Here is a 25,860-nt window from a genome sequence, read left to right on the forward strand (position 1 = left end):
CGTCGACCATACTGCAGCCGCTAGGCTGCGCATCCGCCGCAGTTGCATTCTTCGCCTCTCTGCCCGCCCTCCTTCCCCCCTTGCTGGACGGGTGGCGAGTTTGCGTTTGCAAGCCCTGTTCCCCCTGCTGCACAACCTCAGGAGAAGCTCATGAAAACCATTGGTGACAAGCTCGAACCGTTCAAGGTCGTCGGCGTGAAGCCGGGATTCAACCATCACGAGGAAAACGGCCAGTCGGCATTCGAAGACATCACCGAGACCTCGTTCCCGGGCAAGTGGAAAGTCATCTACTTCTATCCGAAGGATTTCACCTTCGTGTGCCCGACCGAGATTGTTGCCTTTGCCAAGCTCAATGGCGACTTCGATGACCGCGACACTGTCGTGCTCGGCGGCTCGACCGACAATGAATTCGTCAAGCTCGCATGGCGCCGCGAGCACAAAGACCTCGACAAGCTCAACCAGTGGTCCTTTGCCGACACGACCGGCGCGCTGGTCGACCAACTCGGCGTGCGCGAACACGAGGCCGGCGTTGCATTGCGCGCAACGTTCATCGTCGACCCGGACAACGTGATCCAGCACGTATCGGTCAACAACCTGAACGTGGGCCGCAACCCGGACGAAGTGCTGCGCATTCTTGACGGTCTGCAGACCGACGAGCTGTGCCCGTGCAACCGTGCGGTTGGCGGCGCTACGCTGTAATCGCCGCGCGAGGTTTGCCGAGTCGAAGCCCGCCTTGCGCGGGCCTTATTTTTTCAGGCACCGTTGATAGGAGAACCCGATGGAATTCCTGCAGACGATCAAAGGCTTGATACCCGACTACGCCAAGGACATCCGCCTGAACGTGGACGGCACCATTGCGCGGTCTTCGCTCGAAGGGACCGATGCGGTGGGCGTGGCGCTGGCGGCAGCCTTTGCCGCCAAGAGCAAGGTGCTGGTTGAAGTGATTCGCAATGCCGGCGTGCTGTCGCCCGAGGAAACGACCGGCGTGCTTACAGCCGCCGCGCTGATGGGCATGAACAACACGTGGTATCCGTTTGTTGAGATGGCCGACGACGCCGACCTGAAAACGCAGCGCGCCGAACTCCGCATGAACGCTTACAGCAGCCACGGCGGCATCGACAGACGGCGCTTTGAAATGTACGCCCTGGCAGCGTCCATCGTCGGCAAATGCCACTTCTGCGTGAGCTCACACTACAAGCTGCTCAGGGAGATGGGCATGAGCACACAGCAATTGCGCGACGTTGGGCGCATCGCTTCGGTCATCAACGCGACAGCCATTGTGATTGCGTCCGAATAGACCATCACGCTCCACAAACGAAAACGGCAGCGCCGGAGCAATCCGGGCTGCCGTTTTTCGTCAAGAGGCACTTCAGTCTTGATCGGCGCCTTCCGCGCGATAGATCAACACAATGGCCTGCGCGACAATGCCCTCTTCCTTGCCCTCGAAGCCAAGCTTCTCATTGGTCTTGGCCTTGACGTTGCAGCGCTCGGGCGCAATGCCGAGGTCTTCCGCCAGGTTGGAAACCATGCCCGGCACGTGCGGGGCGAGCTTCGGTTTTTGCGCGATGACGGTGGCGTCAACGTTGCCCACGGCATAGCCGGCTTTGCGCACGCGCTGCACGGCTTCACGCAGCAGCACGCGGCTATCGGCGCCGGCAAAGGCCGGATCAGTGTCGGGGAAGTGCCGGCCGATATCGCCCAGGCCAGCGGCGCCGAACAACGCGTCAGTAATGGCGTGCAGCAATGCATCGGCATCGGAGTGGCCGAGCAGCCCGCGCGTGTGGGGAATATCCACGCCGCCGAGGATCAGCTTGCGGCCCTCCACCAGCGCGTGTACGTCGTAGCCCTGGCCAATGCGGATGTCTATCCAGTTCATGCTTGTGGTGCCTCATTGGGTTGTGCGCTTTGCGCGAGGATGGCCTCGGCCAACGCGAAATCGTCGGGATACGTCACCTTGAAGTTGCGCAGCGCGCCGGGCACCAGCAACGGTTTGTGGCCTGCGGCCTCGATGGCGCTGGCCTCATCTGTGACGATACGGTGCTGCGTGAGCGCATCACGCAACGCACGTTCCAGCAGGCCAAGCGGGAACATCTGCGGCGTCTGCGCTTGCCACAAGCCATCTCGCTGCACGGTGGCGTCGATGTGCTGCGCAGCATCCGCACGCTTGAGCGTATCGGCCACGGGCAGCGCGAGGATGCCACCAACAGCTTGCGAGCCCTCAGCCTCTACAGCGGCGATCAGGCGGGCGATCAGCTCCGGTGTCAGACCTGGGCGCGCCGCATCGTGCACGAGCACCCAATCGTCGTCGTGCGCACCCATCCCGCGCAACGCTGCCAACCCATGCGTGACCGACGCGTGGCGCGAATCCCCGCCGCAATCCACTTCGACCAGCTTGGGTGCATCGAAACCGCCATCGGGAAAACGCTGTACGAGCGGTTGTGCGCCCGGCGTCGTCACGATCAACACGGAATCAATCTCGGGGCTTCCCAGAAAGGCTTGTGCGGTGTGCCACAACATCGGCCGTCCGGCGACCGCCTGATATTGCTTGGGCAAATCGCCGCCGGCGCGCGAGCCAGTGCCGGCTGAGGGAATCAGCGCAAAACGGCGTCGGCTTGGGCGGGAAGGTTCGGACATGGAATGCAGGAGATGAGCGTGAATGCGGCGTTTGCACGGTTTTTGAGCCGTCACCAGCATGTAATTCGCGCGGATTTTATAATAGCGGCCAACGTCACGACACCCCGCCTGCAAATGCCGGCGGGGTGTCGTGCTTTGTCTTGCCGACCGGTCCTACAAGAACCCGACGTCTCCCATGTCCGATTTCTCGCTTTCTGCCCTGCCCGCCGTCAAACCGGGGGCGCGCTTCGTCTTCAGCGGCCTGCAAGGCGCGGCAGATGCCCTGCTGCTCGCACGTTACCTGGAGCAACATCGCGCCGCCGTGCCGATGCTGGCGGTGGTCTGCGCCAACGCTGTCGATGCCCAGCGCCTGGCCGAAGAACTGCGCTGGTTCGCCCCGCAGGCGCGCGTGAAACTGCTGCCGGACTGGGAAACGCTGCCGTACGACAACTTCTCGCCGCACCAGGACTTGATCTCCGAGCGGCTGGCGACGCTGCATGACCTGCAGAACGGCGCGTGCGACATCCTGCTGGTGCCGGCGTCGACCGCCTTGCAACGCGTGGCCCCGCCGTCATTCCTGGCCGCCTACACGTTCTTCTTCAAGAAAGGCGAAAAGCTGGATGAGGCTGCTCTCAAGGCGCAATTCACGCTGGCAGGCTACGAGCATGTCAGCGCCGTCATGCGCCCCGGCGAATACTCTGTGCGCGGCGGCCTGATCGACCTGTTCCCGATGGGCTCGCCGCTGCCGTATCGGCTCGACCTGTTCGGCGACGAGATCGAGACCATCCGCTCGTTCGACCCCGACACGCAGCGCAGCCTCTACCCCGTGAACGAAGTGCGCCTGCTGCCGGGCCGCGAGTTTCCGATGGACGAGGCCTCGCGCACCGCCTTCCGCGGCCGCTGGCGCGAGGTGTTTGAAGGCGACCCAACGCGCTCGCCCATCTATAAGGACATCGGCAACGGCGTGCCCTCAGCCGGCATTGAGTACTACCTGCCGCTGTTCTTTGAAGAGACCGCCACGCTGTTCGACTACCTGCCAGGCACCACGCACCTCGCCTTCGTCGGCGACATCGAAGGTGCGGTACGCCGCTTCTGGGCCGACACCACGCAGCGCTACAACTTCATGCGCCACGACCGCGAGCGGCCGCTGCTGGAGCCCGCCGCGCTGTATCTGGATGAAGAAGCGTTCTTCGTGGCCGCCAAGCCGCACGCACGCCTAGTGTTGCGCGCCGAACCCGGCGATGCGCCGCTCTCGCTACCGCTGCCCAACGTGGCAGTGAACCGTCGCGCAGAAGATCCGCTGGTCAACCTCGAATCGTTCCTGATGCGCGGCAACTGCCGCGTAATGATCTGCGCAGAATCCGCCGGCCGCCGCGAGACGCTCGCGCAGATGCTCGCCGCCAGTGGCCTGCACCCCGAAGGCGTGGCCGACTATGCCGACCTGATGAGTGGCGACGCCAAGTTCGTGCTGGGCGTGGCGCCGCTGTACCAGGGCTTCATCCTCGGTGACGAACGCATCGCCATCATCACCGAAGCCGAGCTGTACGCGCAGACCACGCGCCGCGCCGGCCGCCGCAAGCAGGAACAGGCCACCGCCGTCGACGCCATGGTGCGCGACCTGGCCGAACTGAAGATCGGCGACCCAGTGGTGCACAGCGAACATGGCATCGGCCGCTATCAAGGGCTCATCTCCATAGACATGGGCAACGGCGAGGAGGAATTCCTTCACCTCGACTACGACAAGGGCAACAAGCTCTACGTGCCGGTGCACCAGTTGCATGTGATCTCGCGCTATTCCGGCGCTGATCCGGAGACTGCACCGCTGCATTCGCTCGGCTCCGGCCAGTGGGAAAAGGCCAAGCGTAAGGCTGCGCAGCAGATTCGCGACACGGCGGCCGAACTGCTGAACCTGTACGCCCGCCGCGCGCTGCGCCAGGGCTTTGCCTTCCCGCTCACGCCGGAGGACTACGTTAAGTTTGCCGAGAGCTTCGGCTTTGAGGAAACGCCCGACCAGGCCGCAGCCATTGCCGCCGTCATCGCCGACATGACCTCGGGCAAGCCGATGGACCGCCTCGTCTGCGGCGACGTTGGCTTCGGCAAGACGGAAGTCGCCCTCCGCGCCGCCTTCGTGGCGGTGATGGGCGGCAAGCAGGTGGCCATTCTCGCGCCGACCACGCTGCTGGCCGAGCAGCACTACCAGACGCTGGTCGACCGCTTTGCCGACTGGCCCGTGCGCATTGCCGAGATCTCGCGCTTCAAGAACAAGAAGGAAATCGACGGCGCCATCGAGGCCATCAACGCCGGCACCATCGACATCGTGATCGGCACGCACAAGCTGCTGTCGCCGGACGTTAAATTCGACCGACTGGGACTCGTCATCATCGACGAGGAACACCGCTTTGGTGTGCGCCAGAAGGAAGCGCTCAAGACGCTGCGCGCCGAGGTGGACGTGCTCACGCTCACCGCCACGCCGATCCCGCGTACGTTGGGCATGGCGCTGGAAGGCCTGCGCGATTTCTCGGTCATTGCCACCGCGCCGCAGAAGCGCCTGGCGATCAAGACCTTCCTGCGCCGCGAAGAAGACGGTGTGCTGCGCGAGGCCATCCTGCGGGAGTTGAAACGCGGCGGCCAGGTCTACTTCCTGCACAACGAGGTCGAGACCATCGAGAACAAGCGAGCCAAGCTGGAAGAGTTGATTCCGGAAGCGCGCGTGGTGGTCGCCCACGGGCAAATGCACGAGCGCGAGCTGGAACGCGTGATGCGCGATTTTGTGGCCCAGCGCGCCAACATCCTGCTGTGCACGACGATTATCGAAACCGGCATCGACGTGCCCACCGCCAACACGATTCTGATCCACCGTGCCGACAAGTTCGGGCTGGCGCAGTTGCACCAGTTGCGCGGCCGCGTCGGGCGCTCGCACCACCAGGCCTATGCGTATCTCCTGGCGCACGATTTGGACGGCCTCACCAAGCAGGCGCAGCGCCGGCTCGAAGCCATTCAACAGATGGAAGAACTGGGTTCGGGCTTCTACCTGGCGATGCACGATCTGGAAATCCGCGGCGCGGGCGAGGTGCTGGGCGACAAGCAGTCGGGCGAAATCTCCGAGATCGGCTTCCAGCTCTACACCGACATGCTCAACCAGGCGGTGAAGTCGCTCAAGGCCGGCAAGGAACCCGACCTGATGGCGCCGCTAGCCGCCACCACCGAGATCAACCTCGGCACGCCCGCCCTGCTGCCGCAGGACTATTGCGGCGATGTGCAGGAGCGCCTGTCGCTGTACAAGCGCCTGGCCAACTGCGAGAGCGGCGAGACCATCGATAACATCCAGGAAGAGCTGATCGACCGCTTCGGCAAGCTGCCGCCGCAGGCGCAATCGCTCATCGAGACGCACCGCCTGCGCATTGCGGCAGTGCCGCTTGGCATCCGCAAGATCGACAAGGGCGCGGAAGCGGTCACGCTGCACTTCGTACCCAACCCGCCGGTGGATGCGATCAAGATCATCGACCTCGTGCAGAAAAACCGGCAGATCAAGCTGGCCGGGCAGGATCGTCTGCGTATCGAGAACATCCCGGCCGAGACGGCCGCGCTGGCGCAGACGATTCGCCACGCCATGCGGCAATTGAGCTGATGCGCTAGCATCGCCGAATCAAAAGATAAGGAAACACCATGAGCACCGCTCTCTCTACGCTCGATTGGACCCGCAAGCTGGTCGGCTTCGACACCACCAGCCGCGGCTCCAACCTCGCCCTGATCGAAACTGTGCGCGACTACTTGCGCGGCGTCGGCCTTGAATCGCATCTCTCGCACAATGACGAGCGCAACAAGGCCAACCTGTTCGCCACCATTCCGGCGGAAAACGGCAGCGTGCAAGGCGGCATCGTGCTGTCGGGCCATACCGACGTGGTGCCGGTGGACGGCCAAAAATGGGACAGCGATCCGTTCACCCCGGAAGTGCGCGACGGCAAGCTCTACGGACGCGGCACGTGCGACATGAAGGGCTTCATTGCCTCGTCGCTGGCGCTGGTGCCGTCGCTGCTGCAAGCCAAGCTGCGCGAGCCGGTGCACCTGGCGCTGTCGTACGACGAAGAAGTCGGCTGCGTGGGCGCCCCACGCATGATCGAAGACCTGATCGCGCGCGGCATCAAGCCTGCTGGCTGCATCGTCGGCGAGCCCACAAGCATGCGCCCCATCGTTGCGCACAAGGGCATCAACGCCTACCGCTGCCGCGTGCATGGCCGCGCCGCACATTCGTCGCTCACGCCGCAGGGCGTCAACGCTATTGAATATGCCGCGCGCATCATCTGCTTCGTGCGCGATCTGGCGGATGAATTCCGCGCCCAGGGTCCGTTTGATGAGGCGTTTGATGTGCCGTTCACCACGTCGTCCACAGGGCTGATCAACGGTGGGATTGCGCTCAACACCATCCCCGCGCTGTGCGAGTTCGTGTTCGAGTTCCGCAACCTGCCAGGCGTGGATGCACCTGCCATTCGCGCGCGCGTGGAACGCTATGTGCGCGAAACCATCGAGCCCGCCATGCAGCGCGAGCACCCGGACGCCCGCATCGAACTGGCTGAAATTGCCGCCGCACCGTCGCTGGACGCTTCCGAGCAGGCCGCCATCACGCAGCTCGTGCGCGTGCTGACTGAAGACAACGACAAGCGCAAGGTCGCCTACGGCACCGAGGCTGGCCTGTTCCAGCGTGCTGGCATTCCGGCCGTGCTGTGCGGCCCCGGCAACATCGAGCAGGCGCACAAGGCCAACGAATACGTAGAACTGGCCCAGCTCGATGCCTGTGACCGCTTCCTCGCCAAGGTCGCCCGCAGCCTGACAGCGGAAACGGCCTCCGCCTGAAATTTGTGCAGTGCGCGCCTCACCTTTTGGTGGGGCGCATTCCTACCGGGGGCTTCGCTACAATAGCGCGCTCCCCCGGCGCATCCTTTCTCCCGTCCTCCCATGCCTGTCGTTCTGCAAAGCCTGTCGCCGCTGTCCACCGGCGATATCGAGTCCGTCCGCAGCCTGTTCGGCACTGCCACGTTTGAAATGCGCGCGCCCAACGTCGCCGCCATCGAATGGGTGCATGAGCTGCCCAGCGAGCTGCGCGTCCAGCTCGACGCCATCTGCTCCAACCTGAAGCTGGACTACGCGTGGATTCCCGACGAATGGACGTTCGGCGATTTCCGCGTGCTGGCGATGGACATGGATTCCACGCTCATCACCATCGAGTGCATCGACGAGATTGCGGATTTCTGCGGGCTCAAGCCCCAGGTGGCCGCCATCACCGAGGCGTCGATGCGCGGCGAGATCAAGGATTTCAACGAGAGCCTGACGCGCCGTGTCGAGCTGCTCAAGGGCCTGGATGCGAGCGTGCTGGAGCGCGTCTACAACGAGCGCCTGCAGCTCTCGCTGGGCGCAGAAAAGATGCTCAAGGCCGTGCAGGCAATGGGCATCCGCACGCTGCTGGTGTCGGGCGGCTTCGAATTCTTCACCTCGCGCCTGCAGGAGCGCCTGGGGCTCGACCGCACGCGTGCCAATACGCTGGAAGTCGTGGACGGCAAGCTGACCGGCCGCGTGCTCGGCGAGATCGTCAATGCGGACGTGAAGGCGCAAACGCTCAAGGCGTTCTGCAAGGACATGGGCGTCACGCCGCACAACGCCATTGCGATGGGCGATGGCTCGAACGACTTGAAGATGATGGGGGTCGCGGGCTTGTCTGTAGCTTTCCGCGCCAAGCCCATCGTGCAGGCACAGGCCGACGTGGCGTTCAACGTCGTCGGCCTGGATGGCTTGCTGAATCTGTTCCCGCAGCAGTAAGGCCCCAACCGCCGGTTGGAGAAATCAAAACGGGGCGCAACCTGTGCGCCCCGCTCCCTTGCCCTGACGGACCCGACCAGATCAAGCCCGCAGGTGCGTCTCCATCGCCTGCTTCAGATCGGCGATCAGATCGCGTGGGTCTTCCAGACCGATGTACAGGCGCACGAAGCCGCCCGCGCTCTCCCAACCGGCCGGCGGCCAAGCGGTGGCCGTACGCATCGACGGGATGTTGTACGGCAGTGCCAGGCTGTGCGCCCCACCCCATGAGAAACCGATCGCGAAATAGCGTAGGCCTTCAATAAAGGCATCGATCTGCGCCTGCGAGTAACGCTCGTGCAGCACGATCGAGAACAGGCCGCTCGCACCGGTAAAGTCGCGCTTCCAGTTCTCATGGCCCGGGCAATCGGGCAGCGCCGGGTGCAGCACGCGCACGACTTCCGGCCGATCAGCCAGCCATTCCGCCACTTCACGCGCATGCGCGTCGTGTGCAGCCAGGCGCGTCGGCAGGCTTGGCAGACCGCGCAGCACGAAGTAGCAATCGTCGGCCGATACACCCCAGCCCATCCGCATGCGCGTGGCCAGCAGCTTGTGATGCAGCGCCTCGTCGTTGGTGATGGTGGCACCCATCAGCACATCGCTGCCGCCGGACTGGTACTTGGTCAGCGCCTGCACAGAGATGTCGATGCCGTGCGCGAACGGCTGATAGTACACGCCGCCGCTCCAAGTGTTGTCGATGGCGGTGATGGCGCCGTTCGCGCGTGCCACTTCGGCAATAGCGGTGCAGTCGGGCACTTCCATCGTCACCGAGCCGGGCGCTTCAAGCCACACGAGCTTGGTGTTATGGCGCATCAGGTCCGCAATGCCTGCACCGATCATCGGGTCGTAGTAGCGCACGGTGATGCCGAACTGGCGGGCCATCCATTCGCCATGGTCGCGGTTCGGGCCGTAGGCGTTGTCCGGAATCAGCACATCGTCGCCGGACTTGATGAGTGTGAAGTACACCAGCGAGATCGCCGCCAGGCCTGAGGGCAGCAGCAGCGCATGCGAACCGCCTTCGATCTGTGCGAGCGCCTGACACAGCGTGTCGGAGGTCGGCGTGGCGTGCAGGCCGTAGCGCCAGTGCACCACGCTGCCGCTGCCGAAGGCGCGCATGTCGGCGAGGTCCTTGAACACCACGGTCGAGGCGCGATGCGTGGCATGCGAGAACGCCGCAAAACCCGGCGGGACGTTCAGGTCCGGATGCACAGCCAAGGTTGCGGGAAACTTGGGCGGGAGCTTGGTATCGTCGGTCACGAAAGAGTCCTGGCGAGTGGCGTACGTGCAGCGCATGGCGGCTGCGGGCAACTGACCCGGCAGCTTACCAGTGCGCGCCGGATCGCGCGGGATTGACGGGCGGCAGCACCGGCGCAGGGGCGACCTGACCGGGTGCGGCCGGCATCAGCGGCGTGGCGGGTGTTGCAGCATTGCTGTTGGCGGCAGCATCGTACGGAGGAATCACCACCACGGCGACTGGCCGCAGCACAAATGGCAGCGTACCGCCGCCGTGCGCTACATCGGTCCAGGTGCCGTGCACGATGCCGCGTGCGTCGATGGCGCCCTCCCACGTGCCGGTGACGTTCGTACCGTCATCGGACTCCTCCATCAGGAAGCCACCGTTTTCGTATTCGCCGGTCACGAGGCGCACGGCCTGGCCCTGACCGGCCGTATACTCGCCGTGGACACTGTCGATCTCACCGGTCTTGCGCCCAAGGCGCATGTGGATCGGCACGTCGCCGATGACGCCGGTGTAGACGGGATATTTCGCGTAGTCGGGCTGGGGCTGCAGCGCGTGGGGTTGGTCAGTCTGGGCGGAGAACCCATTGCTCGCGGCCTTGGCAGCCTTGGCGGCCCGTCGCTTGTCGCCATCGGCAATGGCGCGATTCAGGCCAAGGTCGCCCGGCTGCACGTTGGCACCGCCGGTCGACACGTCATAACCGTTGTTGGCAGACGGCGTCTGCGCAGATGCCGTCGCCACGCCTGTGGCCAGCACCAGCGCAAGCAACGCGCCGGCTGGCCTGATCAGGCGCTCAATTGAAAGAAAGCGTTCAGATGCGTTCAAACACCGCCGCAATGCCTTGTCCTCCACCAATACACATGGTCACCAGTGCGTAGCGACCACCAATGCGCTGCAGCTCGTGCAGCGCCTTCACCGTAATCAGAGCGCCCGTTGCGCCGATCGGGTGGCCGAGCGAGATGCCCGAGCCATTCGGGTTGACCTTGGCCGGGTCCAGGCCCAGTTCCTTCGTCACGGCGCAAGCCTGCGCGGCAAACGCCTCGTTGGCTTCGATCACGTCCAGATCCTTGACCGACAGGCCGGCACGCTCGAGCGCTTTGCGCGTAGCCGGCACCGGGCCGATGCCCATGATCTTCGGATCCACGCCGGCGTGACCATACGACACCAGGCGTGCCAGCGGCTTCAGACCACGTGCCTCGGCCACCGAACGTTCCATCAGCACCAGCGCCGCACCCGCATCGTTCAGACCCGAGGCATTGCCGGCCGTCACGGTACCGTTTTCCTTCGCGAAGACCGGCTTGAGCTTGGTCATGTCGTCGATGGTCGCGTCGTGGCGGACGTGCTCATCGGTATCGAACTGGATCTCGCCCTTGCGTGACTTGATCGTCACCGGAACGATCTGGTCCTTGAAGTAGCCGGCCTGGATGGCGCGCGAGGCACGCTGGTGCGATTCCAGCGCGGTCTGGTCTTGCTGCTCACGGCTGATGCCGAATTCGCGGGCGACGTTTTCCGCCGTCACACCCATGTGGATGGTGTGGAACGGGTCGTGCAGCGCGCCGAGCATCATGTCGACCATCTTGGCATCGCCCATACGCGAACCCCAGCGGGCAGCAGGTGCCAGGTACGGGGCGCGGCTCATGCTTTCAGCCCCACCAGCGATGGCGATGTCGGCGTCACCCAGCAGCACGGTCTGCGCGGCGTTCACCACGGCCTGCAGGCCCGAGCCGCACAGGCGGTTGACGTTGAATGCGGGCGTCTCAGCCGACACGCCGCCATTCACGGCCGCCACGCGCGAGAGATACATATCGCGCGGCTCGGTGTTGATCACGTGGCCGAACACCACGTGGCCAACCTCTTCGCCCTTCACGCCGGCGCGAGCCAATGCCTCGCGCACCACCAGCGCACCCAGTTCGCACGGCGCCACATCCTTCAGGCTGCCGCCAAACGTCCCGATTGCGGTACGAACGCCGCTGACCACCACCACTTCACGTGCCATTGCTGTCTCCATGCAATTAGAAATCGGATGGCGGCCAGTATAAACGAACGATCGTTCGCTAAATTTTACGTGGAACTACCTAAGCCGACCTGCGCGATGCGCGGGTCTCAAACTTCGCCCCACAGGTCGTGACCATCCGCGCCAGTAATCTTGACCGACACGAAATCGCCCGCTTTGTAGCGCTTGTATGGCTTGGACGGCGGCGCGATGTAGACCAGACCGTCGATCTCTGGCGCATCGGCAGACGAACGGCCGATACCGCCTTCCTGATTCACCTCATCTACCAACACGCGCAGCGACTTGCCGACCTTGCGCTGCAGACGGCGGGCCGACACGCGCTCGGCCACTTCCATGAAGCGCGCGCGGCGCTCTTCACGCACCTCGTCGGGCAGTGCGCCCGGCAGGTCGTTGGCGGTCGCGCCTTCCACCGGCGAGTAGGCGAAGCAGCCAACGCGGTCCAGCTCCGCCTCGGCGATAAAGTCGAGCAGCGTTTGGAACTCTTCTTCCGTCTCGCCCGGGAAACCAGCGATAAACGTGCTGCGGATGGTCAGCTCCGGGCACACCTCGCGCCAAGCGCGGATGCGGTCGAGTGTCTTCTCGGCGTTGGCCGGGCGCTTCATGCGCTTGAGCACGTCCGGGTGGGCGTGCTGCAGCGGCACGTCGAGATACGGCAGCACCTTGCCCTCAGCCATCAGCGGCATCACTTCGTCCACGCTCGGATACGGATAGACGTAGTGCAGACGCACCCAGGCGCCATATTGCGAGGCCAGTTCACCCAGCGCCGCCACCAGTTCCGTCATGCGCGTCTTCAGCGGACGGCCGTTCCAGAAGCCAGTGCGAAATTTGACGTCGACGCCGTACGCGCTGGTGTCCTGCGAGATGACGAGCAGTTCCTTCACGCCCGCCTTCAGCAGGTTTTCCGCCTCCAGCATGACTTCCGCCACCGGGCGCGAGACCAGATCGCCGCGCATCGACGGGATGATGCAGAAGCTGCAGCGATGGTTGCAGCCCTCGGAAATCTTCAGATACGCGTAGTGCTTGGGCGTGAGCTTGATGCCCTGCGGCGGCACCAGGTCGATGAACGGGTCGTGCGGCTTGGGCAGGTGCGTGTGCACCGCTTCCATCACTTCACCCAGCGCGTGGGGGCCGGTCACGGCCAGCACCTTCGGGTGCACGTTGGTGATGATGTCCTGGCCGGCAGCATCCTTCTTGGCGCCCAGGCAACCAGTCACGATCACCTTGCCGTTCTCGGCCAGCGCCTCGCCAATCGCGTCCAGGCTCTCCTGCACGGCCTCGTCGATGAAGCCGCAGGTATTGACGACCACCAGGTCAGCCCCGCCGTACGTGCCGGAGATCTCATACCCTTCTGCGCGGAGCTGGGTGATGATCTGCTCGGAATCTACGAGCGCCTTAGGGCAACCAAGGCTCACGAAGCCCACTTTCGGGCTTTGGGTACTGACGTCGGACATGGGAACAACCTGATGTGGGGAGAGAAGTTGCGTGGTGCACATCGGGTGTGCCGCACGGTTGCGTATTTTAACCGTTCGCCACGCCGGGGCGGCCAAGCCGAAGCTGCAGCTGTTCGCGCATCTGTTCAATCACGCGCTCAATTTCCATTGCGTCCTGCAGTCGGCGGATCGCGTCGTGCAGTTCCGCAGCCTGCGGCCACGTACGCTTCAGATAGCTGAGCCACAGTTTGACGCGACCATGCTCGTGCTTGGCCTGGATACGCGCGTGCAGCTTCTTCAGATAATCGGCAAGGTAACCGAGCACGATCGGCCATTCGGCAGCAGACGGCGTTTGCTCAATTTGCCCGCGAATGCGCTGGGCCAGGAATGGATCGGACACGGCGCCGCGCCCGATCATCACGTCATCACAGCCGCTGACGGCGCGGCAGCGCTCCCAGTCGGCAACGGTCCAGACTTCGCCATTGGCGGTCACGGGCATGCTGACCGTGTCGGCAATGCGTGCAATCCAATCCCAATGAGCGGGTGGCCGGTAGCCGTGATCGCGCGTGCGGGCATGCACAACCAGTGATTCAGCACCGCCCTCCGCCAGCGCCGTCGCGCAGTCAATCGCCCGCGAGGTATCCGACACACCGAGCCGCATCTTGGCCGTCACCGCAATGTGAGCCGGCACCGCAGCCCGCACAGCGTGCACGATGTCGTGCAGCACTTCCGGCGTGGCAAGCAGCATGGCACCGCCGCCGTGTCGATTCACCACTTTGGCCGGGCAGCCGAAGTTCAGGTCAATCCCATGCGGTGACAAGGTCGCTGCGTACGCGGCGTTCCGGGCAAGCCATTCAGGGTCGCTACCCAGAAATTGAACGACCATTGGGGTACCGCTGGCGGTGTAGCCGCCGTTGGCGATTTCGGGCGTCTCGCGCTCGTAGGTGCGCCGGGGCAGCAAAGAGCCTGTCACACGGACGAATTCCGAGACACACCCGTCATAACCACCCGCTTGTGTCAGCACGTCGCGCATGACGAAATCCGCAACCCCTTCCATTGGGGCGAGCAAAAGCCGGCTCATGCGAGAACGGAGGACAACCGGCGCGCAGGCCGGAGACGGACATCAAACATGAGAAGCCGAGGCGGGAAACATGATTGTCGATGAGACGCATGCCTCACCTGAAGGACCCGCATTTTACCCCGCCGCGCTGTCTCGCGCCCCAAAACAAAAAAGGCGAACCGCCACGCGATTCGCCTTGTTTTGTCAGCCCGCCGAACTTATTTCTTCTCGGGCGGCTGGTTGAACGGGAACGTCCCGAACATGTTCTTGGCCTGACTCTGCATCTGCTCCTGCATCTGCACGAACAGGTTTTTGCTCTGCTCGATGTAGTTGCTCATCATGCCCTGCATCATCGGCCCCTGCATGTTCATGAACTGCGACCACATGTCAGGGTTGAAACTGTTACCGCTGTAGAGATCCTTCGAGTTCTCGGCCAGCTTGCTCTGGATGTCGACGAACGCCTGGATGTTTTTTTCCAGGTACGTGCCCATCATCCCCTGCATGGCATTGCCGTAGAAGCGGATGATCTGCGCGAGCATCGCACCAGAGAACATCGGCACGCCGCCAGTTTCCTCTTCCAGGATGATCTGCAGCAGGATGCTGCGGGTCAGGTCTTCACCGGACTTCGCGTCGACCACGCGAAATTCCTCGGTTTCCATCACAAGCTGCTTAACGTCTGCCAGCGTGATGTAGGTGCTGGTCTGGGTATCGTAGAGCCGGCGGTTGGGATATTTCTTGATCAGCCGTTCGGTGCCCTTCTTGCTGGTGGCCATCGTGCCTTTCCGTGTTGGCGATGCTGCTGCGGTGCAGCCGATGCAGTGCGAAATGACTACACCAAGCGGTGCAGCAAAATACGCGGTTGCCCGGCTGTTCCGACCTGCGTGCGAATGCTTCAATGCAGACTCAGCGCAGATGCATCCGGTTATGATCGGACGCCCCGTGTCTCCCTGCGGAGCGCCTCCGTGATTGGATTCTATGCGGATCGCCCTGCAAAGAAAAGGCGACCTCCCCCGGTGAAAACCCGCAGCATTTTGATACGGCTGACGCACCCAGACGTGCACCGATGGACAACAAAAATGCGCTGCTGCGACGCACTTAAGCATCGCAGCACCAAACGATTTTCAGGGGAAAAATTGCTGCGCCCATGCTGCAGCATTGCCGCAGCATGGGCATTTGAAGGTCAGCCCATGTGCAGGCCGCCGTTGAGGGAGAAGTCCGCGCCGGTGGAGAAGCCCGACTCTTCGGACGCCAGCCATGCGCAGATCGAGGCGATTTCCGTCGGCTCACCCAGGCGTTTAACCGGGATGGTACCGACGATCTTGTCGAGCACATCCTGACGAATCGCTTTCACCATGTCGGTAGCGATATAGCCCGGCGACACGGTGTTGACCGTCACGCCCTTGGTGGCCACTTCCTGCGCCAGCGCCATCGTGAAGCCATGCAGGCCTGCCTTGGCCGTCGAGTAGTTGGTCTGGCCAAACTGCCCCTTCTGGCCGTTCACCGACGAGATGTTGACGATGCGACCCCAGCCGCGATCCACCATGCCGTCGATCACCTGCTTGGTCACGTTGAACAGCGACGTGAGGTTGGTATCGATGACAGCGTCCCAGTCAGCGCGGGTCATCTTGCGGAAGACCACGTCGCGCGTAATGCCGGCGTTGTTGACGAGGACGTCCACCTCACCCACTTCGGCCTTGACCTTGTCAAACGCGGCTTTGGTCGACTCCCAATCGCCGACGTTGCCCTCGGACGGGACGAAATCAAAGCCCAGCGCCTTCTGCTGCTCGAGCCACTTTGCCTTGCGCGGCGAGTTCGGGCCGCAACCTGCGACGACAATAAAGCCGTCGCGCGCCAAGCGCTGGCAAATCGCCGTTCCGATACCGCCCATGCCACCGGTGACGTATGCGATGCGTTTGGTCATGTCCACTCCTAGTCCTTGTTGTTGGAGCCGCCTGAGTTTTTCTCAAACGGAGATGCTTCGGATCGGCGTGCGCTGCTTTCGTTCAACACACGCCGATAACACTACAAAGATTTACGGACGCTCGACTGCCAGCGCCACACCCATGCCGCCGCCGATACACAACGAGGCCAAGCCCTTCTTCGCATCACGCTTTTGCATCTCGTGCAGCAGCGTCACCAGGATGCGGCAGCCCGATGCGCCAATCGGGTGACCGATGGCGATTGCACCGCCATTGACGTTCACCTTCGACGTATCCCAGCCCATCTGCTGATGCACCGCCAACGCCTGCGCGGCAAACGCCTCGTTGATCTCCATGAGATCCAGGTCGCCCACCGACCAGCCGGCACGCGACAGACAGCGCTTGGACGCCGGCACCGGGCCCATGCCCATCACCTTCGGATCCAAGCCAGCGCTGGCGTAGGCGCGAATGGTTGCCAACGGCGTCAGACCCAGCTCCTTGGCCTTGGTCGCCGACATCACGACCACAGCAGCAGCGCCATCGTTCAGACCCGAGGCATTGGCCGCCGTGACAGTACCGGCCTTGTCGAAGGCAGGCTTCAGGCCGGCCATCGAATCCAGCGTCGCGCCATGGCGAACGAACTCGTCCTGCGTGAAGGCGATCGGATCGCCCTTGCGCTGCGGAATCATGATCGGGACGATTTCGTCGTTGAAACGGCCGGACTTCTGCGCGGCTTCCGCCTTGTTCTGCGAGGCCACGGCAAACTCGTCCTGCGCCTCGCGCGTGATGCCGTATTCCTTGGCGACGTTCTCGGCGGTGATGCCCATGTGGTACTGGTTGTAGACGTCCCACAGCCCGTCCACAATCATTGAATCAATGAGTTTGGCGTCGCCCATGCGGAAACCGTCGCGCGAACCCGGCAGCACGTGCGGTGCGGCGGACATGTTCTCCTGGCCGCCGGCCACAACGATATCCGCGTCGCCTGCAATGATGGCGTTGGCGGCCAGCATCACAGCCTTCAGACCCGAGCCGCACACCTTGTTGATGGTCAAGCCCGGCACCATGTTGGGCAGCCCCGCCTTGATGACAGCTTGGCGCGCCGGGTTCTGGCCCGAACCGGCCGTCAGCACCTGGCCCATGATGACTTCACTCACCTGGTCCGGCGAGACCTTGGCACGCGACAGCGCCTCGCGAATCACGGCTGCGCCCAGATCAGGCGCGGCGATCTTCGCCAGCGAACCACCAAACTTGCCTACGGCGGTACGAACCGCCGATACGATCACAACATCGGTCATTTGCTTACCTTCCACAGTCGAAAGAGAGTCGGGAACACCGCCGGCGGCTGCAGCCGCCGGGGCAACGGGGGATCTTGCGCGCGATCTTACGCTTTCTGTTTGACGTAACGGCCAGGTGCGGGCTCGATCTCCGAGTAGTCCGCATTGCCATAGCGTTTGGGGGCGGCCTTTTGTGCGCCAGCGTGCGACGCCAGCCAGGCCGACCAGTCGGGCCACCAGCTGCCCGGGTGCTCTTTAGCGCCGTCGAACCACGCATCGGCGGTCTCGGGCAGTTTGGTATTGATCCAGTGCGAGCGCTTGTTGGCTGCCGGCGGGTTGATGACACCGGCGATATGCCCCGAGGCACCCAGAACAAAGCGCCGATTGCCCTTAAGCAGCGGCACCGACGCATACGCCGATTGCCACGGAACGATATGGTCTTCGCGCGAGCCGTAGATGTAGACCGGCACATCGATCTTGCCAAGGTCGACAGGCGTGCCGCCCACTGCCAGCTTGCCCGGCTCCTTCAGGTCGTTCTGCAGATACGTGTGGCGCAGATACCAGCAGTACCACGGCCCCGGCAGGTTGGTCGAATCGCCGTTCCAGTACAGCAGGTCGAACGGTGCGGGCGTCTTGCCCTTCAGATAGTTCTCGACCACGTAGTTCCAGACCAGATCGTTCGGGCGCAGGAACGAAAAGGTGTTCGCCAGTTCCACGCCGCGCAGCAAACCAGGGCCAGTCGGTGCATTTGCACCGATGGTCTGCTCACGCATCTCCACCTGGGCCTGGTCGACGAAGACATCCAGAATGCCGGTGTCGGTAAAGTCCAGCAACGTCGTCAGCAGCGTCAGGCTTGCGGCCGGATGCTCGCCACGCGCGGCCAAAACGGCCAGTGCCGTGGAGAGAATCGTGCCGCCTACGCAGAAGCCCAGAACGTTGATCTGGTCCTGCGCCGAGATTTCACGCGCCACGCGAATAGCTTCGATCGCGCCGCCCTCGATGTAGTCCTCCCAGGTGCGCGAGGCCATGCTGACATCGGGGTTGCGCCACGACACCAGGAACACCGTATTGCCCTGCTCCACCGCATAGCGCACCAACGAGTTGGCCGGCTGCAAATCGAGGATGTAGTACTTGTTGATGCAAGGCGGCACCAGCAGCAGCGGGCGTGCATGCACCTTGGCCGTCAGTGGCTTGTACTGGATGAGCTGGAAGTAGTCGTTTTCAAAGACGACCGCGCCTTCACTGTTGGCCACGTTGCGACCAATCTCGAACGCCGTCTCGTCGGTCTGCGAGATCTTGCCTCGCTCCATGTCCTGCAGCATGTTCAGGATGCCGGTCCGCAGGGATTCGCCGCGCGATTCAAGCAGTTGCTTCTGCGCCTCCGGGTTCGTCGCCAGGAAGTTCGACGGCGACATGGCCGCCGTCCATTGCGACACCGCAAAACGAACGCGCTCGCGGGTTTTGGCATCGGCCTGCACGGCATCGGCCATTTCCATCAGCGTACGAGCGTTCAGCACGTAGAAGGCGGCGGCATAGCCATAAAGCGGGCTTTTGCGCCAGGCCTCGTTGGCAAAGCGGCGATCCGACGGCGCAACGGCTTCGGCGCTATCGCCGGTGCTCATATGACGCCAGATCTGGAGCCATTCTTCGAGGTATTTCTGCTGGATTTCAGCCAATCGTTCAGGCGGGATCAACGCGAAGGGCACGGCGCCCTCGCCCATCATCTGCGTGCCATTGAACTGGCCGAGGCCAGGGGCGGCAGCGCCAGGCTGGGCGAATGCGCCCGCGTAGGCTTGCCATTGCTTGAATTGCTCAGCCCATTGCGCCGGATCCGACAAGCCCTGCCAGGGGGCTTGGGTGTGGGCGCTAGATGCTTTGGAAGATGCGGATTGACGCGTTGCCATAGTGCCCTCATGCGTACGATACGCGCCGTTCCGGGTGGTTGTGCGGCGCATATCGCAGTATTCCAGGGCATTGTTGCCTTGCCGTTTCAAGGCTGTCAATCGGAGTTGACCGTTGATTGCTTGGAAACCGTGATCCGGTGCGGGTTTTGCCGAATCTTCCCTAAAGTGACGCCCACCAAATGGTCAAGCGTAGCGACAGGCTATGGTCGAACCGGCGCAAATTCGTGCGAGACTGCACCATTACGCAAACGCCGGGCGCCTTCACGCCATGTATATCGTCGCCATTGCCTGGCTTTACGTTGTCCTGATGATGTCCTTGACTGAGCAATCGTGGATTGCCGGTATCAGCACATTCATCCTGTACGGCTTGGCACCCCTGTCGCTCTTTTTGTGGATTGTCGGCTCACCGGCACGCAAGCGGCGCCGGCGGGCGCAGGAAGCAGAGAAAGACGCCACCGCATCCGGCGACAGCGCCACCTGACGCCGGTCAGCGTTACTCAGTGCGCCAGATCAGGGTGGCCATGCGGCCAGTCGTGCGCTCCCGACGGTACGAATAGAAGCGATCGGCGTCCGTCATCGTGCACAAGCCCCCGCCGTACACATCCATGCAGCCGACACGTGCCAGCCGCAGCCGGGCCAGCGCATAGAGATCAGCAAAGAATTTTCCTTCCGACACGCCATTTACGAACGCCGCCTCGGTGGCCGGCAGCTCATCCAGCCGAGCCGCATCTATAAAGGCCTGACGTACTTCCGCGCCCACTTCAAAGCACGATGGACCGATAGCGGGGCCCAGCCATGCCAGCCATGTCGGATCGGCTTCCTGGCCGCAGGCACGCAGTCGCTGCATCATCGCGTCGACCGTGCGCTCGATCACACCGCCGCACAGGCCACGCCAACCGGCATGCGCCGCCCCGATGGTCACACCACGTGCGTCGCTCAGCAAAACAGGCAGGCAGTCGGCTGTCATGACCACGCAGACGCGATCGCGCCACGACGCCACGGCTGCGTCGGCCACCACGGGCGTCGACGCGTCAGCGAGCTGATCCAGGTCCGCCACGCCGGTGCCATGCACCTGTTCCATCCATACCGGTTCAGCGGGAACGGCGGCACGCAGGATACGGCGATTCTGTTCGACGGCATCCGGTGTATCGCCCACGTGTTGCCCAAGATTCAGACCGCCCGGCAAGCCGCCGGCCAGACCATAGGGGCCAGTACTGACGCCACCCAGCCGCGTGGTCGCCAGCGCCTTGACGCGTGGATGCGCCGGCCAGTCGGGAGTGATCCAGTCAGGTGAAGTCGACATCGGGGTCTAGGTCCAGGGCTTCCATCAGTTCTGCGAAATCGTCGGGCACCTCGGCCGTCCAGTGGACCGACTTGCCGGATGCCGGGTGCACGAGCCCCAGGCGCACAGCATGCAGCGCTTGCCGCGCAAACGGCACCGGCAGTTGCGCCTTGATCGTCTGCGGCTTGCCTCGACGGAAGTTGCGCGTGTACACCGGGTCGCCCAGCAGCGGATGGCCTTCGGATTCAAAGTGCACGCGAATCTGGTGCGTACGGCCGGTCTCGAGCTGGCAGCGCACCAGCGACACCTGTGCACGCCCCAGGTCCACCACGTCGAGCGTCTTGAAATGCGTGCGCGCCTGCTTACCGCTGGCCGTCTCGATGATGGCCATGCGCGTACGGTCGCGCGGATCCCGGCCAATTGGAGCATCAATGGTGGCTTCTTCCGGCGTCTCGCCCCAAACCAGCGCGAGGTACGTCCGCTTGACCGTGCGGGCCTGCAGCTGGCGTACGAGATCGGTCTGCGCAGGCAACGTGCGCGCGACGACCATCAGGCCGGAGGTATCCTTGTCAAGCCGATGCACGATGCCGGCACGGGGCAGCTCAGCGGCATCGGGATAGCGGTGCAGCAAGCCGTTGAGTACGGTGCCGCTCCAATTGCCGGCAGCCGGGTGCACGACCAGACCGGCGGGCTTGTTGATGACGAGCAGCGTGTCGTCTTCGTAGACCACGTCAAGGTCGATCGGCTCGGCCACGAAGGCATTCTCGTCAGCCGCACGCTGCGGCACGACCTCGATCCGAGCGCCACCGGAGACCGCTGCACGCGGTCGCACTGCAGCGCCATCCATGCGCACGGCACCGGCGTCGATCCATTGCTGCAGGCGGCTGCGCGAGTAATCGGGCAAGAGCTTGGCGAGCGCTTTGTCCAGGCGCTCCCCGTGCAGGACTTCGGGGACCTCCACGACAATCGGCTCAGCCGCCTCTGCGCCACCGGCGGCAGGCAGATCGAGTGCCTCGTCGTCGAGCGCGTCTTCGGTTTCTTGCGAAGTGATGGAAACGTCAGCCGCAGCGTCGTCCGACACAGGGCTTGGGCTATAATCCTTGATGCGATTTTTCATTGAGAAAAGGTGCCCATGTCGGTCACGAGCGTAAAGCAGGCGCGTTTTGGTGTACGAATCCGCGCACAAATCGGAGCAGTGTTGGCGGTAGGTATTGCATGCTTGGCCGTCTCGGCCTGCGGCATCCTGCCGGAACAGCAAGACGAAACGGCTGGATGGTCAGCCAACAAATTATATTCTGAAGCGAAGGATTCGCTGAATGGCGGCGACTACGCCAAGGCCGTCAAGTACTACGAAAAGCTCGAAAGCCGCTACCCGTTCGGCCCGTTTGCACAGCAAGCGCAGATCGAAACCGCCTACGCCAACTACAAGGATGGCGAAACCGCCGCTGCATTGGCTGCGGTTGATCGCTTCATCCAGTTGCACCCGAACCACCCCAGCGTCGATTACGCCTACTACCTCAAGGGCCTGATCAACTTTAACGACAACCTGGGCTGGCTTGGCCGCTTCTCGAACCAAGACCTGAGCGAGCGCGACCCGAAGGCGGCCCGCGCCGCTTACGACGCGTTCAAGACGCTGATCACGCGTTTCCCGAACAGCAAGTACGCGCCGGACGCCACCGCACGCATGCAGTACATCGTCAACGCGATGGCCGAGCATGAAGTGGGCGCCGCACGCTACTACTACCGTCGTGGCGCTTACTTGGCTGCTGTTAACCGCGCACAGGACGCCATCAAGGATTACGACCGCGCCCCGGCTGTTGAGGAAGCGCTGTACATCATGATGAAGTCGTACGAGGCGCTGGGCATGAAGGACATGCGCGACGACACCGAACGCATCATCAAGCAGAACTATCCGAACAGCGATTTCCTCGCTTACGGTCAGCGCAAGAAAGACAAGCCCTGGTACCAGATGTGGTAAGCAAGGCTTGAACAGCGCAGTAAAAAGCCCGGTCGATTGGCCGGGCTTTTTATTTGTGTGTCAGCGTCAGTCTGATGCGGCGTCTTCTGGTGGATCATCAGGCCGGAGTGAGCGCAGAAAGCCTGCTGCCGTATCTGCCTCGCGCGTGCGCTTGAACGGTGGCAAGCTCTGCCAGATCTGCCGACCGTAGGATTTTTCCACCAGACGCGGGTCGCAGATCATCAGCACGCCACGATCGGTCTCGGAGCGAATCAACCGCCCCGCCCCTTGCTTGAGCGTGATGACGGCATGCGGCAACTGGTGCACGGCAAACGGACTCAAGCCCTTCTTTTCCAGCGCTTCCATGCGCGCACTCAGAACCGGGTCGTCGGGCGGCGCAAACGGCAGCTTGTCGATCACGACCAGCGACAGCGCCTCGCCGCGCACGTCAACACCTTCCCAGAAACTCTGGCTGCCGATCAGCACGGCATTGCCGAGCGTACGGAAGCGGTCGAGCAACTCCGTGCGGCTGGCCTGCCCCTGCACAAGCAGCGGAAAATCCCAGCCGCGCTGAGCGAACTCATCCGTCAGCCGCTCGGCCGCGCGATTGACCGCACGCAACGTCGTGCACAGCACGAAGGTCTTGCCGCCCGCCGCCTCGATCATCGGCAAGGCCGCGTCGAGCACCGCGTCAGTAAAGCGCGGATCGCTCGGTTGCGGCAGATCGCGTGGCACATACAGCAAGCCCTGCGATGCATAGTCGAATGGGCTGTCCAGCATCATCGACCGATCACGATTGAGCCCAAGCTGCGCCGCGTAGTGCGTGAAGTTGCCGCGTACCGACAGCGTGGCCGAGGTGAATATCCATGCGCGTGGCTGGCCCGCACGCTGGCGCGAAAAGATCGGCGCGATGGACAGCGGCGTCAGATGCAGTTGCACGGAATTGGCGAACACCTCGACCCAGCGCACGCGCTCGTCGACGGGGGCGGTTTCCACCGTCTCGCCCTCCTCGTTCTTCACCACGGGCGCCGGCTTGGGGTTGGCCCATGCATCCAGCTGGTCGCACAGCGCGGCGGCGCGGCGATGGCATTGCTCGATGGTTTCAGCGCGTTCGGCCTGGGCCTCCAACGCGCCCGTGAAATCCGACAGCGCCTGCTCCAGCTTGGGCAGCACTTCATAGAAGGGCTTGGCCGTCGCCTGATCACTGTCGATCTGCTTGATCGACAAGCGCGCGCCGTCCTGACGGAACACCAGGCGCAAGTCACGCGCAGCGCGCTCCAGCGGTGCGGCAATGGCAACCCAGTCCACCGCATCGCGCGCATGCGACAGGCCTTCGGCCACGGCATCGCGCGCCAGCTCCAGGATCTGGTTGGTCGAGATCGTCTCGCCGAAGAACAGCGTGGCCGTCTCGGGCAACTGGTGCGCTTCGTCGAAGATGATCGTGTTGGCCGCCGGCAGCAGCTCGGCCATACCGGTGTCCTTCAACATGACGTCTGCGAAGAACAGGTGGTGATTGACCACCACCACATCGGCCTGCTGCGCCTCTTTGCGGGCGCGCATGACAAAGCAATCCTTGTAGTACGCGCAGTCGGAACCAAGGCAGTTGTCGCGCGTGGACGTGACAAGATTCCATACCGGCGCATTCTCGGGCACGGTGGACATCTCGGCCTTGTCGCCGGTCTTCGTGGTCTTCAGGAAGAGGTTGATCTGGCGCAGCCACGCGGCGTCCTGGCGCGAAGACAAACGCCCATTCTGTGACGTGCGCTCCAAGTGGTAGTGGCAGACGTAGTTGGCGCGTCCCTTGAGCAGTGCCACCGACACTGGCGCGTTGAGTGCCTTGCGCACCGTCGGGATGTCGCGCAGGAAAAGTTGGTCCTGCAGGTTCTTCGTCCCCGTGGACAGAATCACCTTGCCGCCCCACAGCATCGCCGGAACAAGGTAGGCGTAGGTCTTGCCCGTGCCCGTGCCGGCCTCGACGATGAGCGAATCGGCAGCCTCAATGGCGTTGGCTACAGCCTGTGCCATCGTCAACTGCGAGCTGCGCGGCCGGTACGAGTCGATGCCCTTGGCCAGCGTGCCGTCATCGGCGAAGAGCGTCGCCAACTCAGCATGGTGAGCATCAACGGGAACGGCTACGGGAGCAGAGGTGTCACCAGCAGCATCGGATTCACTCGACGGCTCGGTGAGCGGGGAAAGCGAAGTCAACGGAGGAAAGTCCCTGGGGAGCAAATAAAGGAAGCCGCATGTGCAGGCGGCTTCTCAGAGTTGGGATGGACGACGCTCAGGCAGGTACGTCCGGTTCAAGCTGCAACTGTAGCAGCGTGATGGCGTCCTTGAGTTTCAGCTTGCGCTTCTTGAGGCGGCGCAGTTGCAGCTCGTCGTGATCGGTTTCCGACGCCAGCTTGTCAATCAGGAAATCGAGATCACGATGCTCGATCTGCAATTCGATGATGCGACGTGAGATCGTGTTCAGATCGCTGTCCATCACTTCCTCCCGGGACACCCGTCCACGCTTCAGAGTTTAGAACCCCAGCGGGCTCGTGTTGCCGTTGTTTTGCTCGTTGCGGCGCTTGGTCTGCTCGCGGCGCTCTTCCAGCTCCTTCTGGCGCTGCACGGCGTCTTGCTGCTTTTCCTGGAACTGCTTGACGTTCTCTGCGCGCTTGGCGGCATTGGCGGCGCCCTGCTCTTGCGCGGCTTTGAGCTTGGCATCGTGCTCCGCCTGCTTCTGAGCGTTCGCCTGCGCATTGGCTGCACGCTGCGGAGCTTCAGCCTGACGCTGCGCTTCGTTCAGGCGCTGCTGTTCCTGCTTGCTCTGGAAATCGGTGCGGTTCTTCTGTTCAGCGGCTTCACGCTGCGGGCGCTCGGCGTTGTACTGGGCCTCGCGGATGGCGCGATCCTGATCGCGGCGTGCGGCGCGGTCGGCGCGCTCGGCTTCGTCCAGGGCGAGTTCGCGCTCGCGGATGATGTGGAGCTCCGTGCGGCGCACATCCTTGGCTTGATCGACGCAGCGCGTGACGAAGAACTTGTCGTAGCAAGCGCGCTCGGCCTGCGCATAGCGGTATTCGGCCCACGTTTTGGCGCTGTTGATGCGGTCGTGCTCCGCACCGAAATCCGGCGGCATAGCGGACACGGCGGGGGTCGATGCGGCTGCCGGTTGGGATTGGCTCCACGCAGGCGCAGCACCGAGCGCGGCGAGCAGCAGAACCAGACGGGAAACACAGCGCGCACCAGCGCGGTGATGGGCAGAAAACAGGAGCGTAGGCATAACGTGTATTTTATCACTGCGCTTGTGCGGCTAACGTCGCGTGGGGCGCGCAATCAGC

23 protein-coding genes are annotated in these 25,860 nt (G+C 63.3%); 7 read left to right on the forward strand and 16 right to left on the reverse strand.

The features are described from left to right. The first annotated feature begins 150 nt into the window (after nt 1-150). Both ACS13N_RS16515 and ACS13N_RS16520 read left to right on the forward strand, forming a co-directional pair. Nucleotides 151-699 carry a peroxiredoxin gene (locus ACS13N_RS16515; protein ID WP_438932637.1) on the forward strand — a complete coding sequence of 183 codons (549 nt, stop codon included), beginning with the start codon at nt 151-153 and terminating at the stop codon, nt 697-699. A gap of 79 nt (nt 700-778) precedes the next feature. Continuing rightward, nucleotides 779-1,297, forward strand: a complete 519-nt coding sequence (locus tag ACS13N_RS16520) for a carboxymuconolactone decarboxylase family protein (RefSeq protein WP_438932638.1) — start codon at nt 779-781, stop codon at nt 1,295-1,297. 72 nt (nt 1,298-1,369) lie between these two features. On the opposite strand, the gene ispF is transcribed toward ACS13N_RS16520, so the two are convergent. Together ispF and ispD are read right to left on the reverse strand one after the other, a co-directional pair. Continuing rightward, nucleotides 1,370-1,876, reverse strand: coding sequence for a 2-C-methyl-D-erythritol 2,4-cyclodiphosphate synthase (ispF, locus tag ACS13N_RS16525; RefSeq protein ID WP_438932639.1), 507 nt, complete (start codon nt 1,874-1,876; stop codon nt 1,370-1,372). After that, complete coding sequence (gene ispD / locus ACS13N_RS16530) at nt 1,873-2,634, reverse strand: 2-C-methyl-D-erythritol 4-phosphate cytidylyltransferase (protein ID WP_438932640.1); 762 nt, start codon at nt 2,632-2,634, stop codon at nt 1,873-1,875. The genes ispF and ispD overlap by 4 nt, the downstream gene beginning before the upstream one ends. Nucleotides 2,635-2,809: 175 nt before the next feature. Between ispD and mfd the strand changes: the two genes are divergently transcribed. From mfd to serB, 3 genes are all read left to right on the forward strand, one after another. Then, complete coding sequence (gene mfd, locus ACS13N_RS16535; protein WP_438932641.1) at nt 2,810-6,241, forward strand: transcription-repair coupling factor; 3,432 nt, start codon at nt 2,810-2,812, stop codon at nt 6,239-6,241. Between the two features lie 38 nt (nt 6,242-6,279). Further along, nucleotides 6,280-7,464: an acetylornithine deacetylase gene (gene argE / locus ACS13N_RS16540; protein WP_438932642.1), complete on the forward strand. Its 1,185-nt coding sequence runs from the start codon at nt 6,280-6,282 to the stop codon at nt 7,462-7,464. A 102-nt stretch (nt 7,465-7,566) separates the two neighbouring features. Beyond that, nucleotides 7,567-8,424 (forward strand): phosphoserine phosphatase SerB, encoded by an 858-nt coding sequence (gene serB / locus ACS13N_RS16545; protein WP_438932643.1) that lies wholly within the window; start codon nt 7,567-7,569, stop codon nt 8,422-8,424. A gap of 81 nt (nt 8,425-8,505) precedes the next feature. On the opposite strand, the gene ACS13N_RS16550 is transcribed toward serB, so the two are convergent. From ACS13N_RS16550 to phaC, 9 genes are all read right to left on the reverse strand, one after another. Beyond that, on the reverse strand, nt 8,506-9,717 hold the full coding sequence (locus ACS13N_RS16550) for a cystathionine beta-lyase (RefSeq protein WP_438932644.1): 1,212 nt from the start codon (nt 9,715-9,717) through the stop codon (nt 8,506-8,508). 64 nt (nt 9,718-9,781) lie between these two features. Continuing rightward, the gene (locus tag ACS13N_RS16555; protein WP_438932645.1) at nt 9,782-10,534 is read right to left on the reverse strand and encodes a hypothetical protein; all 753 of its coding nucleotides are present in this window, start codon (nt 10,532-10,534) and stop codon (nt 9,782-9,784) included. Continuing rightward, complete coding sequence (gene bktB / locus ACS13N_RS16560; RefSeq protein WP_438932646.1) at nt 10,509-11,693, reverse strand: beta-ketothiolase BktB; 1,185 nt, start codon at nt 11,691-11,693, stop codon at nt 10,509-10,511. Before bktB ends, ACS13N_RS16555 begins: the two co-directional genes overlap by 26 nt. Nucleotides 11,694-11,800: 107 nt before the next feature. Next, nucleotides 11,801-13,162, reverse strand: coding sequence for a 30S ribosomal protein S12 methylthiotransferase RimO (gene rimO, locus ACS13N_RS16565; protein WP_438932647.1), 1,362 nt, complete (start codon nt 13,160-13,162; stop codon nt 11,801-11,803). A 67-nt stretch (nt 13,163-13,229) separates the two neighbouring features. Beyond that, complete coding sequence (locus ACS13N_RS16570) at nt 13,230-14,222, reverse strand: tRNA dihydrouridine synthase (RefSeq protein WP_438932648.1); 993 nt, start codon at nt 14,220-14,222, stop codon at nt 13,230-13,232. 197 nt (nt 14,223-14,419) lie between these two features. After that, complete coding sequence (phaR, locus tag ACS13N_RS16575; RefSeq protein WP_024975563.1) at nt 14,420-14,974, reverse strand: polyhydroxyalkanoate synthesis repressor PhaR; 555 nt, start codon at nt 14,972-14,974, stop codon at nt 14,420-14,422. Between the two features lie 407 nt (nt 14,975-15,381). Continuing rightward, nucleotides 15,382-16,122, reverse strand: a complete 741-nt coding sequence (locus ACS13N_RS16580; protein ID WP_438932649.1) for a 3-ketoacyl-ACP reductase — start codon at nt 16,120-16,122, stop codon at nt 15,382-15,384. Nucleotides 16,123-16,233: 111 nt separating this feature from the next. Further along, nucleotides 16,234-17,415: an acetyl-CoA C-acetyltransferase gene (locus ACS13N_RS16585; protein ID WP_438932650.1), complete on the reverse strand. Its 1,182-nt coding sequence runs from the start codon at nt 17,413-17,415 to the stop codon at nt 16,234-16,236. Between the two features lie 86 nt (nt 17,416-17,501). After that, complete coding sequence (gene phaC / locus ACS13N_RS16590) at nt 17,502-19,298, reverse strand: class I poly(R)-hydroxyalkanoic acid synthase (protein ID WP_438932651.1); 1,797 nt, start codon at nt 19,296-19,298, stop codon at nt 17,502-17,504. A gap of 268 nt (nt 19,299-19,566) precedes the next feature. On the opposite strand from phaC, the gene ACS13N_RS16595 reads away from it, so the two are divergent. Further along, a complete protein-coding gene (locus ACS13N_RS16595) occupies nt 19,567-19,779 on the forward strand; it encodes a hypothetical protein (protein WP_438932873.1) in 213 nt (70 codons plus the stop codon). 12 nt (nt 19,780-19,791) lie between these two features. On the opposite strand, the gene pgeF is transcribed toward ACS13N_RS16595, so the two are convergent. Continuing rightward, on the reverse strand, nt 19,792-20,601 hold the full coding sequence (gene pgeF, locus ACS13N_RS16600; protein ID WP_438932652.1) for a peptidoglycan editing factor PgeF: 810 nt from the start codon (nt 20,599-20,601) through the stop codon (nt 19,792-19,794). Next, nucleotides 20,585-21,697, reverse strand: coding sequence for an RluA family pseudouridine synthase (locus tag ACS13N_RS16605; protein WP_438932653.1), 1,113 nt, complete (start codon nt 21,695-21,697; stop codon nt 20,585-20,587). Before ACS13N_RS16605 ends, pgeF begins: the two co-directional genes overlap by 17 nt. Before the next feature lie 15 nt (nt 21,698-21,712). On the opposite strand from ACS13N_RS16605, the gene ACS13N_RS16610 reads away from it, so the two are divergent. Further along, on the forward strand, nt 21,713-22,558 hold the full coding sequence (locus tag ACS13N_RS16610) for an outer membrane protein assembly factor BamD (protein WP_438932654.1): 846 nt from the start codon (nt 21,713-21,715) through the stop codon (nt 22,556-22,558). Nucleotides 22,559-22,624: 66 nt separating this feature from the next. On the opposite strand, the gene ACS13N_RS16615 is transcribed toward ACS13N_RS16610, so the two are convergent. The 3 genes from ACS13N_RS16615 to ACS13N_RS16625 form a co-directional block, all read right to left on the reverse strand. Then, entirely contained in the window at nt 22,625-24,742 is a 2,118-nt protein-coding gene (locus ACS13N_RS16615) for an ATP-dependent DNA helicase (protein WP_438932655.1), read from the reverse strand. Nucleotides 24,743-24,818: 76 nt separating this feature from the next. Then, nucleotides 24,819-25,022, reverse strand: a complete 204-nt coding sequence (locus ACS13N_RS16620) for a DUF465 domain-containing protein (RefSeq protein WP_039597453.1) — start codon at nt 25,020-25,022, stop codon at nt 24,819-24,821. Between the two features lie 36 nt (nt 25,023-25,058). After that, complete coding sequence (locus tag ACS13N_RS16625) at nt 25,059-25,802, reverse strand: hypothetical protein (protein ID WP_438932656.1); 744 nt, start codon at nt 25,800-25,802, stop codon at nt 25,059-25,061. Nucleotides 25,803-25,860: the final 58 nt, after the last annotated feature.

This window comes from Ralstonia sp. 24A2 (assembly GCF_051783885.1).
In the GTDB taxonomy this organism is placed as follows: domain Bacteria; phylum Pseudomonadota; class Gammaproteobacteria; order Burkholderiales; family Burkholderiaceae; genus Ralstonia.